The 14737-nt window shown below is 39.5% G+C and carries 13 protein-coding genes; 8 read left to right on the forward strand and 5 right to left on the reverse strand.

Annotated features, from left to right (window positions below; translation table 11 throughout):
- Nucleotides 1-15: 15 nt before the first annotated feature.
- Nucleotides 16-1284, reverse strand: coding sequence for a molybdopterin molybdotransferase MoeA (locus tag C6N34_RS06020; protein WP_115539413.1), 1269 nt, complete (start codon nt 1282-1284; stop codon nt 16-18).
- A gap of 63 nt (nt 1285-1347) precedes the next feature.
- On the opposite strand from C6N34_RS06020, the gene C6N34_RS06025 reads away from it, so the two are divergent.
- Together C6N34_RS06025 and C6N34_RS06030 are read left to right on the forward strand one after the other, a co-directional pair.
- The gene (locus tag C6N34_RS06025; RefSeq protein ID WP_006276122.1) at nt 1348-2694 is read left to right on the forward strand and encodes a trans-splicing intein-formed DNA polymerase III subunit alpha C-terminal partner DnaE-C; all 1347 of its coding nucleotides are present in this window, start codon (nt 1348-1350) and stop codon (nt 2692-2694) included.
- Between the two features lie 70 nt (nt 2695-2764).
- Nucleotides 2765-4315, forward strand: a complete 1551-nt coding sequence (locus tag C6N34_RS06030) for an AAA family ATPase (protein WP_057176998.1) — start codon at nt 2765-2767, stop codon at nt 4313-4315.
- 32 nt (nt 4316-4347) lie between these two features.
- On the opposite strand, the gene C6N34_RS06035 is transcribed toward C6N34_RS06030, so the two are convergent.
- The 3 genes from C6N34_RS06035 to C6N34_RS06045 form a co-directional block, all read right to left on the reverse strand.
- Nucleotides 4348-7191, reverse strand: coding sequence for a M16 family metallopeptidase (locus C6N34_RS06035; RefSeq protein ID WP_115539412.1), 2844 nt, complete (start codon nt 7189-7191; stop codon nt 4348-4350).
- A 40-nt stretch (nt 7192-7231) separates the two neighbouring features.
- The gene (locus C6N34_RS06040) at nt 7232-7678 is read right to left on the reverse strand and encodes a VOC family protein (protein WP_057176954.1); all 447 of its coding nucleotides are present in this window, start codon (nt 7676-7678) and stop codon (nt 7232-7234) included.
- Between the two features lie 81 nt (nt 7679-7759).
- The gene (locus tag C6N34_RS06045) at nt 7760-8272 is read right to left on the reverse strand and encodes a TIGR02652 family protein (protein WP_057176955.1); all 513 of its coding nucleotides are present in this window, start codon (nt 8270-8272) and stop codon (nt 7760-7762) included.
- Between the two features lie 201 nt (nt 8273-8473).
- Here C6N34_RS06045 and C6N34_RS06050 point away from each other — a divergent pair, with 201 nt between their 5' ends.
- From C6N34_RS06050 to C6N34_RS06060, 3 genes are all read left to right on the forward strand, one after another.
- On the forward strand, nt 8474-9019 hold the full coding sequence (locus C6N34_RS06050) for a gamma carbonic anhydrase family protein (protein ID WP_057176956.1): 546 nt from the start codon (nt 8474-8476) through the stop codon (nt 9017-9019).
- A 156-nt stretch (nt 9020-9175) separates the two neighbouring features.
- Nucleotides 9176-9301 (forward strand): photosystem II protein Y, encoded by a 126-nt coding sequence (locus C6N34_RS06055; protein WP_006276116.1) that lies wholly within the window; start codon nt 9176-9178, stop codon nt 9299-9301.
- A gap of 37 nt (nt 9302-9338) precedes the next feature.
- A complete protein-coding gene (locus C6N34_RS06060) occupies nt 9339-10727 on the forward strand; it encodes a bifunctional folylpolyglutamate synthase/dihydrofolate synthase (RefSeq protein ID WP_115539411.1) in 1389 nt (462 codons plus the stop codon).
- A 77-nt stretch (nt 10728-10804) separates the two neighbouring features.
- Here C6N34_RS06060 and C6N34_RS06065 read toward each other — a convergent pair whose 3' ends face one another.
- Complete coding sequence (locus tag C6N34_RS06065; protein WP_006276114.1) at nt 10805-12079, reverse strand: ABC transporter substrate-binding protein; 1275 nt, start codon at nt 12077-12079, stop codon at nt 10805-10807.
- A gap of 37 nt (nt 12080-12116) precedes the next feature.
- On the opposite strand from C6N34_RS06065, the gene pilM reads away from it, so the two are divergent.
- The 3 genes from pilM to C6N34_RS06080 are packed head-to-tail and all read left to right on the forward strand — an operon-like array spanning nt 12117 to nt 14721.
- Nucleotides 12117-13187, forward strand: a complete 1071-nt coding sequence (gene pilM, locus C6N34_RS06070; RefSeq protein WP_115539410.1) for a type IV pilus assembly protein PilM — start codon at nt 12117-12119, stop codon at nt 13185-13187.
- A 29-nt stretch (nt 13188-13216) separates the two neighbouring features.
- Nucleotides 13217-13987: a PilN domain-containing protein gene (locus tag C6N34_RS06075; RefSeq protein ID WP_057176959.1), complete on the forward strand. Its 771-nt coding sequence runs from the start codon at nt 13217-13219 to the stop codon at nt 13985-13987.
- Nucleotides 13984-14721 carry a pilus assembly protein PilO gene (locus tag C6N34_RS06080; protein ID WP_115539409.1) on the forward strand — a complete coding sequence of 246 codons (738 nt, stop codon included), beginning with the start codon at nt 13984-13986 and terminating at the stop codon, nt 14719-14721. Before C6N34_RS06075 ends, C6N34_RS06080 begins: the two co-directional genes overlap by 4 nt.
- Nucleotides 14722-14737 lie beyond the last annotated feature (16 nt).

Genomic DNA, 14737 nt, shown 5'->3' on the forward strand with positions numbered 1-14737 from the left:
ACCATCCCCCCAATTTTAAAACTCTTTTACCATCAAAGTCCAAACCTCCTCCCCCGGATGGACAATGGTTTTACCCACGGGTAAGATTGCCAAAGCGTTAGTTTGAGCTAAGTTGACCAAGTTTGCTGAGCTGTGTTTACCCTCAGCTTGGCAAAACTCACATTCACCATTTCTCAGCTTCAACTCGCCCTGAATATAAGTTTCCATTTTGCCATTGGATTGTAATTCTGACGAGGATTTTACCTTGAGTAATTTCCCCTCCCACCCCCTAGCCATTCCCGACATTTTTCTGACCGCTGGCTGCACAAACCGCCAACAAGTCACTAAAGCGGATCCAGGATTCCCTGGTAAACCAAAATATAATTTCTGTAATTTGTCGATTCCCGCATAGTTTAGTCCTTCATTTGGGAAAGTAGCAAAGGTTAGTGGTTTTCCAGGACGCATTTTAACTCTGTTAAAATGAATTGTTGCCCCCAAAGAAGCTAACGTTCTGTATATATAATCATAGTCACCTACAGATACCCCCCCAGTGGAAATTACAATATCTGCACTGGTAATTGCGTAATCTATGGTTTGTTCTAGGGCGATGGGATCATCTGGTACGATCCCTAATAATAACACTTCAGCCCCCAACTGGCGCATCAAGGTAGCCAGAGCATACTGGTTAGAATCAAATATCTGTCCAGGTTTTGGTAACTCCTCCAATGTTACCAACTCATTGCCTGTGGAAAAAATAGCTACTCGTATATTGCGAAAAACACTGACTTTTTCCCTACCAGCAGCAGCTAAAAGGGCAATTTCCGTAGCACTCAAGACGATTCCGGAAGGTAAAAGATCATTTCCTGCTTGGTAAAATTCCCCTTGATGGATGACAAACTCATGGGATTGGGGTGCAATGAACACTAAAACCCGGTTTTCCTGACGGTGGGTTTTTTCTTGCATGATTACCGTGTCAGCACCCTTTGGTATCATAGCACCGGTAAAAATTCTTACAGCTTGTCCCGATTCAAGGGTTACAGAAGGTTCATCACCAGTTCTAATTTCCGCTACAACTTGCAAAATAACTGGTTTATCTGCCCTGGCATGCTGTACATCATGATAACGCACTGCATAACCATCCATTAGGGCATGGTCCCAATGGGGGAAACCCCGAGAACTAACCACGGGACTGGCTAAAATTCGTCCATTTGCGGTCAATAAGTCTATGTACTCTATATCTCTTTGGTTGTCTAGTGGTTTTACTGCATTTAAAATAGTAGATTCCGCATCTCTAACTGATAGCATTGTTGGTTATTATAGATTCACTTTATAATACCAGATAGTACCACAACTTTCTCCTTTAGGATTATGGTGAAAATAGTTTCTCGCCGATATTTAGGAAAAGCGGATGTTTATGACATTGGAGTTGCCAAAGACCACAATTTTATCATCAAAAATGGCTTGGTTGCTTCCAACTGTTTCAATAAATCTCACTCTACCGCCTATGGTTATGTCACTTACCAAACAGCATACTTAAAAGCTAATTATCCCTTGGAATATATGGCAGCACTGTTAACAGCTAACAGTGGGGATACGGACAAAGTTCAGAAATATCTCAACAATTGTAATAACATGGGGATTGAAATTGATCCACCAGATATTAATCGTTCTGGGTTAGATTTTACACCAGCAGATCAGAAGATATTATTTGGATTTTCCGCAGTGCGTAATGTGGGACAAAATGCGATCGCTGGTATCTTAGATGCTCGTCAACAAGGAGGAGAATTTACATCTCTAGGTGACTTTTGCGATCGCATTGATTTACGGGTTGTCAATCGTCGCACCCTAGAGTCATTAATTCAATGTGGAGCATTTGATAAAATAGAGTCGAACCGCCATCAATTAGTTAAAGATTTAGAATTAGTATATGAATGGGCCCAATCCCGTGCTAAAGATAGAGCTATTGGTCAAGGAAACCTATTTGACTTCATGGGTACTGGCATTAGTAACGTGTCCACAAGTAGTAAAAATGGATTTAAGTCCATACCTAAAGCCGACCCAGTGTCAGACTATCCCCCCCAGGAAAAACTGCGAATGGAAAAAGAATTATTAGGTTTTTATGTATCAGCCCATCCTTTAAAAAATATTAAACAATCTTCATCTTTATTAGCGCCCATTAATCTTGTCGATTTAGGAGAGCAAAAGGATAAAAACCTAGTTTGTGTAGTGGTGATGCTGAACCACGTCAAAAAAGTGATGACCAAAAAAGGGGAGCAAATGGCAATTTTGCAAATTGAGGATTTAACCACAACCTCAGAAGCAGTTGTGTTTCCCAAAACCTATGAGCGGATTAATGGAATACTAGAAATTGATGCCAGATTAATTGTGTGGGGGAAGGTAGATAAACGGGATGAACAGACCCAATTGCTGGTGGAAGATGCAGAGCAGGTAGAGAAAATTCAGATGGTAGTAGTGGAATTAAATCCCCACGAAGCCAGTAGTATTGATACTCAACATCATTTACGCTCTATTTTAAAAGAACAATCGGGGGATAAAGATAAAGCCAAAGTTCCTGTGATTGGAATTGTTCAAGCGGGAAGTTACCGTCAAGTGGTTAGGTTTGGTAAGCAGTATTGGGTACAAGATGCAAGTCTTACCGTCCACTCCCTCAGAAATGCTCAGTTTAGTGCTCATGGTAAACAGTTAAGTGATTAGGGGAGAAATATTACGGTAATTCGAGGTTAAGAGAAATTTTCTATATCACCAAACTAAAACAATGAACAAAGTGACTAAATGGTTTAACACAGCAGGTCCGTGTAAATCAGATATACACTATATGCTCCCCACAATGGAAAGACTACCACAGTTAAAGCGGTTAATTGACCAACAAAACTATTTTGTCATCCACGCACCGAGACAAACAGGAAAAACCACAGCCATGTTAAACCTGGCCCAGGAGTTAACTGCTAGTGGGGAATATACGGCAGTGATGGTATCGGTAGAGATAGGTAGTGCTTTTAATCATCAACCGGATGTTGCTGAACAGGCAATTTTAGGTGCTTGGCAACAAGCAGCAAGATTCTGGTTACCGCAAGACCTGGAACCACCCACATGGCCAGCAGCATCACCCGGACAGCGAATAAATGCTGCTTTAACCACTTGGGCAGAAATATCACCTCGTCCACTGGTAGTATTCATTGATGAAATTGACTCTCTCCAGGGCGAAACATTGATTAGTATGTTACGTCAATTGAGGGATGGTTTTCCCCGTCGTCCCAAAGGATTTCCCCAGTGTGTAGCCCTAATTGGTATGAGGGATGTGCGGGATTATAAAGTTGCATCTGGAGGTAGTGATAAATTAAATACTGCCAGTCCTTTTAATATTAAAGTAGAATCCCTGACCCTAAATAACTTCAGTTTAAAAGATGTAACTAACCTCTATCAACAACACACCCAAGCTACGGGACAGATATTCACACCAGAAGCTGTTCACCGTGCTTATTATTTGACTCAAGGTCAACCCTGGTTAGTTAATGCTCTAGCTCGTCAAACTACAGAATATTTAACCACAGATCCCCAGATTCCTATTACTATAGACCTGATTGATCAAGCCAAGGAAATCCTAATTCAAAGACAAGATACCCACCTAGATAGTCTAGCAGAAAGATTGAGAGAAAACCGGGTTCAAGCAATCATAGAACCTATTTTAGCGGGGGAAGAATTGCCCAATACTCCCGAAGACGACCGGCGTTATTTAATCGATTTAGGATTAGTTATACGTAGTCAAGAAGGGGGATTAAAAATTGCCAATCCTATTTATCAAGAGGTAATTCCTCGTATGTTATCCCGGGGAACTCAAGACAGTTTACCCATGATCCAACCCACCTGGTTAACAACTACAGGTCTATTGAATATTCCAGCTCTGCTAGAGGCATTTTTAGACTTTTGGCGCCAGCATGGAGAACCACTACAAAAAAGCGCCGCCTATCCAGAAATAGCACCCCATTTAGTATTAATGGCATTTTTACATCGAGTGGTAAATGGAGGGGGAACTTTAGACAGAGAATATGCTATTGGTTCGGGAAGAATGGATATATGTTTACGTTATGGGAAAGAAGTATTAGCAATGGAATTAAAGGTGTGGAGAAAAGGTAGCTCAGACCCATTAAAAAAGGGACTGCAACAGTTGGATAAATACTTATCAGGATTAAATTTGCCCACGGGATGGTTGGTGATTTTTGACCGTCGTCCTAATTTACTACCTATAAGCGAAAGAACAACCACGGAAATGGCAATTAGTCCCCAGGGGAGAAATATTACGGTAATTCGAGGTTAGGAAGTGTGACACGGTTAATTATTAATTAAAACCTATTGCGACAAGCTTTTAATGTCTCCTGTTGTAACTACTGTAAGTTGATCAGGATTGAGAATCTGACGTGCTAACTGATTGACCTGATCCCTGGTAACTTTTTGGATCTTTGATGGGAAAGTTTGTAGTTCCACCTGCTCAAGTCCAAAAAATTCGTTCATTAAAATTCTGGTAGTTAATTCCTGGAGTTTAGCTAAGGAAAGATTATAACTACTAATCAAGGAGTGTTTTGCAGCTGCTATTTCCCCATTGGTGACTCCTGTTTGATATATGTCTTGCAGAATTTCACGAGTTTTCAATATGGCCTGCTGAGTATGTTGGGAACTAGTTTGCATTTCTATAATAAAAGTCCCTGAGTTCTTTCCCCCTTGCAAATTACTGTAAATACCATATGTCAAGCCTAATTCATCTCTTATTCGTGAACTTAACCTACCGGATACGGTATCCCCTGTTAAAATTTGATTTAATACTAAAGCTGAGTAAAATCTCGGATCTTGACGTTTTACACCCAGATTTCCCATATAGGTGACGGTTTGTGACTTCCCTAGTAATGGGTAATTAATCTGGAAACCTCGTTTTTTTCTTGCTACTTGTGGATATTGTACTGCTGGTGCTTTCCCACCAACTCGCCAATTGGCAAACTCCATTTCTAATAGTGATTTAACTCTTGCAAGTTCAAAATCACCTACTATTGCTAAAACCATATTATCTGGACGATAATACATTTGTCTAAAATTCAACGTATCCTCCCTGCTCAGTTTTTGTATACTTTCTAAGGTGGGAAAGATGTGTAATGGATGATTTGACGGATAGAGTGCTTGGATAAATTTGCGATTTGCTACTTCATCAGCATCTTGTAAGTCTGACTTTAGCTCATTTATGGCCTTTTGACGACTGATTTCTAACTCTTTGGCGGGAAAGTTACTATTTTTGACTACGTCAGCAACAGTATGTAACAATATGGCTAAGTCTTCTCTCAGACTTTTTCCTAGTAATCGGACTCCCTCCCTAAATACAGTAAATTCTAAACTCGCTCCTCTACTGTCTAAGGTTTCTGCAATCACAGACATACTTTGCGTTGTGGTTCCATTCATCAAGCTATCTGCTACCAAGGATGCTAAGCCAGCTTTTTGTGCTTGGTCAAATTCTTTACCACCCTGAATGTATCCAGCTACTGTAATTGTAGGAATGCTTCTGTCTGCTAACAATAGTACCTTTAAACCATTATTTAGCTTTAACTTTTGGGGAATTATAGCTCTCACTATGGGAATCTCACTGTTATTGCTAGATGGTAAATACTTGGTTACCTCAGCATCACTCACTTGCTCTCTACTGTTTAAGTGTTCTAATGGTACCTGTTCTAAGAATTCCTCAGTTTTCACACCCGGAGTTTGATAAGAACTATTTGAGGTGTTTTGATCAGGTACAAAAAAACCAATTACTGCACTTTTAGTTAAGTATTTTTTTGTAACATTAATAACCTGATTCGCATTTACTTGACTAACTCCTTCTAAATATTTTTCTGTATATTCGTAATCATTAGCAATTAGCTGGTCATTAGCCAATTGCATGGCTTGACTAGTTACATCTTGTCTGTTGAAAATTACTGATGCTATGATTTGTTTTTTAGCTCGTTCCATATCTTTGTTTTTAATACCTGTTTGAACAAGTTCGGTGATTGCGCTTTCAATAGTAGAGTATACGGTTTGTAAATCTTGATCCGGTGCAGGAATCACCGATAAATCATACCAACCACCTTGTCGCAAGCTCACAACACGAGCAGAAAGGTCTGTAACCAAACCAGAGGAGACCAAAGTTTGATAAAGATGGGAATTTTTTCCCCCAGTCAGAATATAGTCCATTACTCCCAAAGCGGGAATATCTGGATGATGCAAATTGGGAAGTGGATAAATTATTTGCAAAAGTTTTTTCCCCCCGGGTTCCCGCAGAATTATCGGTGAACTGGAAGGTTGGAAAACAGGAGAAGGGGGAAATGAGGGTAATTGTTGACTCGGAGGAATTTTACCAAATATTTCTTTAACAGCTTGCAAGGTTTTGCTGGTGGTAAAGTCTCCCACAATTACTAAAACAGCATGGTTGGGATGATAGTGTTTTTCATAATGTTCCCTGAGCTGCTCAACGGTCAAATTGACTACATCGCTTTTAGTGCCACCCGTGGGTAACCCATAACCATGATGGGGAAATATGGACCGCATTACAGCCCTTTTGAGACGGTATTTGGGACGGTTTTCATAACCTTCTAATTCGGAAATCACTACTTGCTTTTCGCTGGCTAAATCTTGACTATCAATTAGCAGATTCGCCATTCTATCCGCTTCTAATTCCAGTAATGCTTGTAGTTGATTTTTGTATACAGTATGATAGTATGCTGTTTGTTCATAACTGGTAAATGCATTTGAGTTACTACCTAACCTGTTAAATATTTTAGAAAATTGTATGGGACGTTTTTTTGTACCTTTAAACATTATATGCTCTAGTTGATGAGCAATCCCACTCATCCCTGAACTATCCTGGGATGAACCTACATTATACCAAACTTGTACTGTCACAACTGGAGCGCTGTGTACTTCTCTGGTTAATACTGTTAACCCGTTGGATAGAACTATTTTTTGGACGTTGCCAACCATTCTACGATTATTTATTTCCAGTGCTTGTGGGGGTATTTTTTCTAATCTTGCTTGGTAGGTTTCTGATTTCGGTTCCATAAACCCCAGGGGAATATGGAATATATCTCCCAAATACAGTCCTAGGGTAAGGGAGAATGATAATATAAATAACAGTAAGAATAAACGAGACCGGTAAAAGGCAAAAATCGCAAGCATACATTTTAAAACATATCACTAAATATACTATTCGTAGTATTTAACCTTTATTCTCTACGCTTAAACTATTTGGCAAAAAACGGATAAACTCTAATGGTAAATTATCCATGTCAGCAATAAAAGTTACCTCTAAAATGCGATCGCCTATTTGTTGTTGAGTAGGTTCTAAAAGAACTTTCAGGGGTGATAGTTCCAAAACCAAAGACATTTTCTGTTGCAATTCTAACAGCCAAGCAGATAAATCTGACACTCGGGAAGTGAGATCAAAGGAAAGATGATAATAACCCACATAATTCTCATCCGTAAAAGCATCCGGTGCGGGTTTGGGTTGAGGAATTTGAATCAATTCGATGCGACTATCTAATCCCTCCAACCAACAAGCTAAAGTATAACCTGTCGTGAAGCGAGTGCCAACTACAAAACCTAGTTCTTGATAAAATGCGATTGCCCGATGAATATTACCCGTTCTAATAGAAACATGATGCATAGTTTGGCATAGTTTAGGGATTTGAGGACGGAATAATGACTCACCTAATCAGGTTAGGTGAGAGACGAGCTGCACGACAGCTTACTCAAACAGTCGGAAATAGGGGTAACGCACGGGAGCGCCTGGTTCCTTATCCAAATCAAAGTTAATCACATCCCAGCATGGCTCATCAAGCGGATCTGGTCCAAACTCCACTGGTAAACCATACAATCGAGCATTACCTGTTTCCGGTTGTTCTGACCGCCAAGAACTACTTCGCTCCAAGTAACCACTCATTAGCTCTTGATAACGCCGGGCAATAATCACTCTTGTAGCACGATAACCCTGAGTATAGAGCTTATCTAGCGCCTCATGAATTTCAAAGCGTATGCCATCAGGATGAGTATGTTGTCTATACCATTCATTACCCCATTTGCGCCAGTGACGACCCGACTGGAGATGTACTAACTCCTCAGTTTTGGGATTAGCTTCAAAAGCACCGTGCCGTATGCACAAGTAAGTATCAGTCAAAGTCAGCGCCGGAATGGTCTGGCGACAGTGTGGACACTGTATTTCAGGTCCAAATATTGGGTACTGTAAGCCTGGATTCATCATGAAGTGTGTACAAGCATAGTTTTATATTTAGCAGCACCAATAGGTTGGATTTAACACCCTGGGTCAAAAGATAAGGATAAGCAATCCCCAGCAGTTATTACTGATTGTACAGGACAAATGACTGTGATATGCTAATTATGCAACCAATTTCTTAGGTTGAAGTTTTTCCAGTGTTCCTGGTTACCATATCAAAATTCTATCGTGTCTACTGCTTCCTATTGGACATCTCCGGATTTTTCTCAAGCCGCTTTTATAGCCACCAATGCCATTGTAATTGGATCGGTTAAAGTTGCAGCAAGGTCGAGTATTTGGTATAGTGCAGTGGTTAGGGGAGATGTGGAACGGATTGAAATTGGGGAATGCACAAACGTACAAGACGGAGCTATACTACATGGAGATCCTGGTCTACCTACTATTTTAGAAGACCATGTTACTGTAGGGCATCGTGCTGTGATACATTCTGCCCACATTGAACGAGGTAGTTTAATTGGCATTGGTGCAATAGTTTTAAATGGGGTTCGTATTGGTCATAGTAGCATCCTGGGAGCAGGTGCGGTAGTAACCAAAGACATACCTCCCTATTCTCTTGTCGTTGGAGTACCCGGTAAAATAGTCCGTCAAGTAACAGAAACTGAAGCGGCGGAACTTTTTGAACATGCCGAAAAATATCATCAGTTAGCCCTAGTCCATGCAGGAAAGGGGAAGGACATAGGTTTTATCCCACATTCTGCTCCCTTGGAAAAATGACCAACTTGAGGTAAAAATTAAGAAGGGAGCGGATAAAGTATCCATCCCCTCACGAACATTATTGTTCCGCTGTCACCTTCGGGTTGACGCTCCACCCCTTTAGGGCTGGAAAAGTTACAAACACTTTAATTCCCATATAACAGAGGTTTTCTCGATATGAACATTGATACCCGCATAGTAATTGTCCTAGCACCCTTAGTTATTGCCGCAAGCTGGGCTGCCTTTAATATAGGTGCTGCAGCTCTAAGACAAGTACAAGCCTTTTTAAATAAAGAAGCCTAAATTATGCAAGCGGTTGAACGCACCCCATCTATAATCAATGAGTGGTGCGTTCAATTACCTAACTGTCAACTTGCCATCTACTCCTTACTTAGTTCCCTATTATGCCGTGGATTCTTTACTTCAACCTTTCAAGCACTTTGGTGTTAACTTAGGACTTACCCGTATTGTCAAGTTACTAGAGACCTTAAATAGTCCCCATAGACAGGTTCCCATAATTCATGTTGCGGGAACTAATGGTAAGGGTTCAGTTTGCGCCTATTTATCCTCCATTTTAACAGAGTCAGGTTACAAAACAGGTAGATACACTTCGCCTCATTTAATAGACTGGAATGAACGTATATGTATCAATGAAAAGCCCATTGCAAGTGAAGAACTAACTAAATTAATCGAAAGAGTGAAAGCTGTGATTAACTCAAATGAAGAGCAGCCCACACAATTCGAGATAATTACAGCAGCATCCTGGCTATACTTTGCCCAGGAGAAAGTGGATATAGCAGTAGTAGAAGTTGGACTGGGGGGGAGATTAGACGCTACTAATGTTTGTGATCAACCATTAGTAACAGTAATCACCTCAATTAGTAGGGATCACTGGCAGCAGCTAGGTTCAAGCATCAGTGATATTGCCAGAGAGAAGGCGGGGATCATTAAAGCTGGATGTCCGGTAGTGATAGGGAAATTGCCAGAGGATGCCAAGAAAGCAGTGATATGCAGGGGTGTAGAACTGGAAAGTCCAATTATGGTCGTATCACCTGCAAGAGAAATTAGTCCTGGGTGGGCAGAATATCAAACCGTAGAACCGGGGGGGCATATTAAAGCAATTAAATATCCATTACCATTGAAAGGGGAAATTCAACTCACTAATTCCGCTCTAGCATTAGCGAGTTTAGGAATGTTGCAAAAACAAGGATGGGAGATTTCTGGTCAAGCCATAATTAAGGGTATGGAGAAGACTAAATGGCCAGGAAGAATGCAATGGTTTAATTGGAAAAATCACCAACTGTTAATTGATGGTGCACATAATCCAGAATCAGCAGAGGTTTTGAGGAATTATGTAGACAGTATAGGAGATAGAAACAAAAATATAACTTGGGTAATGGGGATGCTAACTACAAAAGACCATAAAGATATTTTCAGAGAGCTGTTAAAGACAAAAGATAGATTATACCTAGTACCAGTACCGGGGAGTGATTATGCAAACCTAGATTATTTAAAGGCTCTGGCTTTAGAAACTTGTCCGGACTTAGATTTTTGTGCAATATATGAGGATATATTTTTGGCATTAAATGCTGCCTTTGGTTTGTTAAAAACTAAAGATAATACGAATAATAATAGAAATAATAGTACAAATATAAATGGCCCGGTTGTTTTATGTGGTTCTTTGTACTTAATTGGTCACTTCTTTTCCCAGGTTAGTCCTGCAAAATAGGCAGCCAGAACATCCCCTCAAGTTTTGAGGTATTCTGGCAGTTATATTCTTTAGCTTTGGCGAATTGTGACCAATTCCTACCTACTATCCCATTGTTTGGCAGCATCAGCAACAGCTTGATCTACAGTTTTTCGTCCCAACATTGCTGCTTGAAGATTTTCGTAAATTGCCCTTTGTAGCAATTTAAAATCCTTCATTTTAGGAGTTAAAACCTGAGCCTTTTGCATTTCTTGCGCACTGATAATACGTGCTTTTTCCACAGTAGAAGCATTAGCAGGAACTTCCCGAAAATAACTGTTAGATAATGCTCTAACAGTTGATGGTAAAACATTAGCTGCTTTTGCAAAACCTAATTGATTGTCATCATTGGTAACAAACAAAGCAAATTTGAGTGCTGCATCCGGATTTTTACTGCTACGAGGAATAACAACATTCATCACAGCTACATTTTTTTTACCCGTATTACCCGTAATTTGGGGAGCTATGGTAGAAGACTTAGCGATTTGTGGAGCATTGTTGGCAATAGTTTTTAAAAACTCAGCCCCCGATGCCAAAAATGCAGTTTCTCCCGACTGATATAGATCAATAGCGTGACGATGACCCTGAGTTAAACATTCCTTAGGTAATAGTCCCTGCTGATATAGATCCACCCAGTATTTAAAACCAGCCCTACCCTCGGGTGTATTAAAAGCCGCTTTCTCTTGCTTATCCACTAAATTAACACCCATTTGCACAAGAGATTCTAAAACCTCACCTGAGTCTTGAGGAACAAAGGTGGTGAAAAAGGCATACTTGCCCGTTTTGTCATGAATTTGTCGTGCTGCTTGGGCTAGTTCCTGATAGGTTGCTGGTGGTTTAGAGATACTTGCTTGTTTGAGTAAATCAGTGTTATAAATAGTTATGCGGGTGGTCAAATACCAGGGAATGCCAAAACTCTTACCATTAAGAGTGCTGGCTTGCCATATGTTTGGCAAATAGGATGAACGAACCTCAGGTGATACCTTGGCATCCAAATCTAACCAGGCATTTCGTCCCGCTAATTGGGCAGCAAAATCTGGGTTTAAATTAACCACATCTGGTGGGGTTTTTGCGGATACAGCCGTTAAAATCTTACTTTCCATGGCAGCCCAAGGCACATCTACCCATTTAACCTTAATACCAGGGTTTTGGGATTCAAAGGTGGAAATTAAACCTTGGAAATAACTGGTGAATTCCGGTTGCAGTTGCATAGTCCAAAATTCAACAGTCGTTCCCACATTTGCTGTGGTACAACTAACTACCCAGCTGGCTAGTAATCCTACTAGACCTAAAACAGTGAGCCGTGAAAATTTTGATGATCGGATTTTTGGCATAAATTTGTTAAAATTTCTACAAAAGTAGCGTAGATCAATGGTAAAAAACTTAGGTTTTAGTGACTTTTTAAGTTACTGGGGTAATTTTCTGGGTAAGTCTACTAGGGGTGTGGGTGTGGAACTGACAGGAGATAGGCTAAATATAGCCCAACTGCACAGGGTGCGTCAGGGTTTAAGAATAGAGTCATTGAGCACATTTCCTATTCCAGAAGGGATAATGGTCAATGGTGAAATTTGTGATTGTCCCAGGATGGGAGAAATTATCTCACAAGCAATAGTGGAAAGTAAAATCAAAACCACTCAGATTAGAACTTGTATACCCGAAAAACATGCTATTGTGCGTATAATTCCCGCACCATTAGAGTTGGAGGGCCAAGAGTTATATGATTTATTTATCAATCAGGAAGCTGGATTATATTTACCCTATCCACGAGAGGAAGCGGATATAGACTATCAAAAGTTGGGGTATTTCATAGATCAAGATGGCATAGAAAAAGCACAGGTTCTCCTAGTTGCTACCCGTAGGGAAATTACGGACAGTTATATTCACACTTTTGCTCTAGCTGGACTGAAAATAGAGGTTTTAGAAATTAAAAGTTTTGCTACTATTAGAACTATCCAAAAGCACCTATTAATATTGAGACCTGAAGAAGCTGTAGTGTTAGTCAATATTGAATTTGACCATACAGAAGTTGCCATGATTATCAATGGTGTGCCACAGTTTTCCCGTACTATTGCTATTGGTACGTTTCAATTAGAAACTGCTATATCTAGGGAGATAAGTTTACCTGCACGGGAAATGATGTTAATGACTATTCCTTATAGAGCAGAATCAGAATTAGACATGCTAGAGCAATTAGCAGCTGAGATAGGTCGTACTATTGATTTTTGTATTAATCAAATTGAGTCTATGGAGGTATCCCAAATTTTTCTAACTGGTGCTGGAGGAGGGATGGAACAGCTAGATGAGTTTTTGACTGATAGATTGGGTTTTACAACCAGTAGAATTAATCCTTGTGAAGATCTATTAGTGGACAGGGATAAATTTCCCTCGTCACAGGATCCTAGTTTAGCAGTGGTCTTAGGTTTAGGGATGCGTCAAATATAGATAGTCCATTATATATATAATATTTTCCTATGTACAATTTAGAAATTAATTTTCTCCAGCATCGCTCAAGTAGCAAATTAAAGGTAGAGTATGGGAATGAGGTTAACTCAATAAATCAGTCAATCAATAAGAGAAATTTTATCCCCATATTTGTGGGATTGGGATTGGGTTTATGTTTTCCAGCTTTAGCATGGAGTAGTTTGTGGTGGTTACAAGACCAAAATAGCGGTTTAGAAGGGGAAGTTGCCCAACTAAACAACCACAGTCAAAACCTAGATCAGCAATTAATTCAGATGCAAAAAATCCGGGAACAAACCACTACAATTGAACAACAAACTGAGAACTTAGTCACAGTATTTGAGCAAATGAGATCCTGGTCAGTTATTTTACAGGAACTGGGCAATAGGATTCCTAGCAAAGTTCAAATTGAAAGTCTTGAGCATAAGCAAATTACTACCCTATCTACCAAGACAGAGCAATTAGAAATTACGGGTTATGCTCTAAATTTTAAAGCTGTAAACCAATTCCTCTTAAATATAGGAAAATCTAAACTATTTAATGCCAAAAATAGTCGAATTAATATGGCAGAATTAGTTGATGCACCCCCAGTAACTGGTGCTATAGTAACCCAACAGTCATCCATGGAATTTAAACCACTTCAAGTTGTTAAATATAATATGACAATTAGTCTAACTGATGTGCCAGTATCCAATCTAGTTAGGGAATTAGAAAAAAAAGGTGCCATGGGATTAGTGGAAAAAATTCGTCATTTAGAAAGAATAGGAGCTATTAGTAAATGATATTTAATGAGGATTTAAATTTTCCTGAAAAAACCAATTCTAATAATTCTTTATCTTCCTACCCAATCGCATTTGGTATTACCTTCACACCCATGGTAACTGGGTTAATAATCGGTGTCTTAGGATTACTAGGGTGTGGTTATATCATACTGAATATGCTCATACCAGAGTTTGAAAAACATAATCAACTGAAAACGAAAATTATCCAAATCGAACAAGAGCATGAGCAAAAAAATCAGCAAGCTCAACGAATTAATCTAATTCAGAAACGATTGGCCCTATCCCAGCAGCAAAAAAGTCAAGTTCTATCCTTAATGGGGGATGAGAAAAACCTGAATAATATACTTCTTAGTATGAACCAAATTATAGAATTTACTAATAGTCAGTCCTTGGGTAATCCCTATATCAAAGCCAAATTGAAAAAATTTACTCCCCTGGATGACAAACCACAAGTTGTTACTGATAACAGTCTGGGAGAATCACTAAAAAACCAACTAAAACGACAGATTATTAAAGTAGAAATCGAAGGCAATTTCTACCAAATTCAAACCATTATGGCAAGTCTAGAAAAATTGCCACCTCTGTTATTAATTGACAAATATAAATGTCAACTCCTAGCTCCCACCATAGATACTCAACAAATAGTCAACACAGGTAAAATATTAACCTCCTTTGAATTAGTCATACCCATCCCAGAAGTATCAGAAACAACTGCTAAAACTCCCCTACAATAGCAATTTTAGGTTATTG

Origin of the sequence: Cylindrospermopsis raciborskii Cr2010, assembly GCF_003367075.2 — a bacterium.
GTDB classification, from domain to species: domain Bacteria; phylum Cyanobacteriota; class Cyanobacteriia; order Cyanobacteriales; family Nostocaceae; genus Raphidiopsis; species Raphidiopsis raciborskii.

Bases quoted from the DNA above. Each gene is read 5' to 3' on its own strand.
- C6N34_RS06055 (WP_006276116.1), top strand. From the start codon at position 9,176: ATGAACATTGATACCCGCATAGTAATTGTCCTAGCACCCTTAGTTATT.
- C6N34_RS06060 (WP_115539411.1), top strand. From the start codon at position 9,339: ATGAGTGGTGCGTTCAATTACCTAACTGTCAACTTGCCATCTACTCCT.
- C6N34_RS06075 (WP_057176959.1), top strand. From the start codon at position 13,217: ATGTACAATTTAGAAATTAATTTTCTCCAGCATCGCTCAAGTAGCAAA.
- C6N34_RS06020 (WP_115539413.1), bottom strand. From the start codon at position 1,284: ATGCTATCAGTTAGAGATGCGGAATCTACTATTTTAAATGCAGTAAAA.
- C6N34_RS06080 (WP_115539409.1), top strand. From the start codon at position 13,984: ATGATATTTAATGAGGATTTAAATTTTCCTGAAAAAACCAATTCTAAT.
- C6N34_RS06065 (WP_006276114.1), bottom strand. From the start codon at position 12,079: ATGCCAAAAATCCGATCATCAAAATTTTCACGGCTCACTGTTTTAGGT.
- pilM (WP_115539410.1), top strand. From the start codon at position 12,117: ATGGTAAAAAACTTAGGTTTTAGTGACTTTTTAAGTTACTGGGGTAAT.
- C6N34_RS06045 (WP_057176955.1), bottom strand. From the start codon at position 8,272: ATGATGAATCCAGGCTTACAGTACCCAATATTTGGACCTGAAATACAG.
- C6N34_RS06040 (WP_057176954.1), bottom strand. From the start codon at position 7,678: ATGCATCATGTTTCTATTAGAACGGGTAATATTCATCGGGCAATCGCA.
- C6N34_RS06025 (WP_006276122.1), top strand. From the start codon at position 1,348: ATGGTGAAAATAGTTTCTCGCCGATATTTAGGAAAAGCGGATGTTTAT.
- C6N34_RS06035 (WP_115539412.1), bottom strand. From the start codon at position 7,191: ATGCTTGCGATTTTTGCCTTTTACCGGTCTCGTTTATTCTTACTGTTA.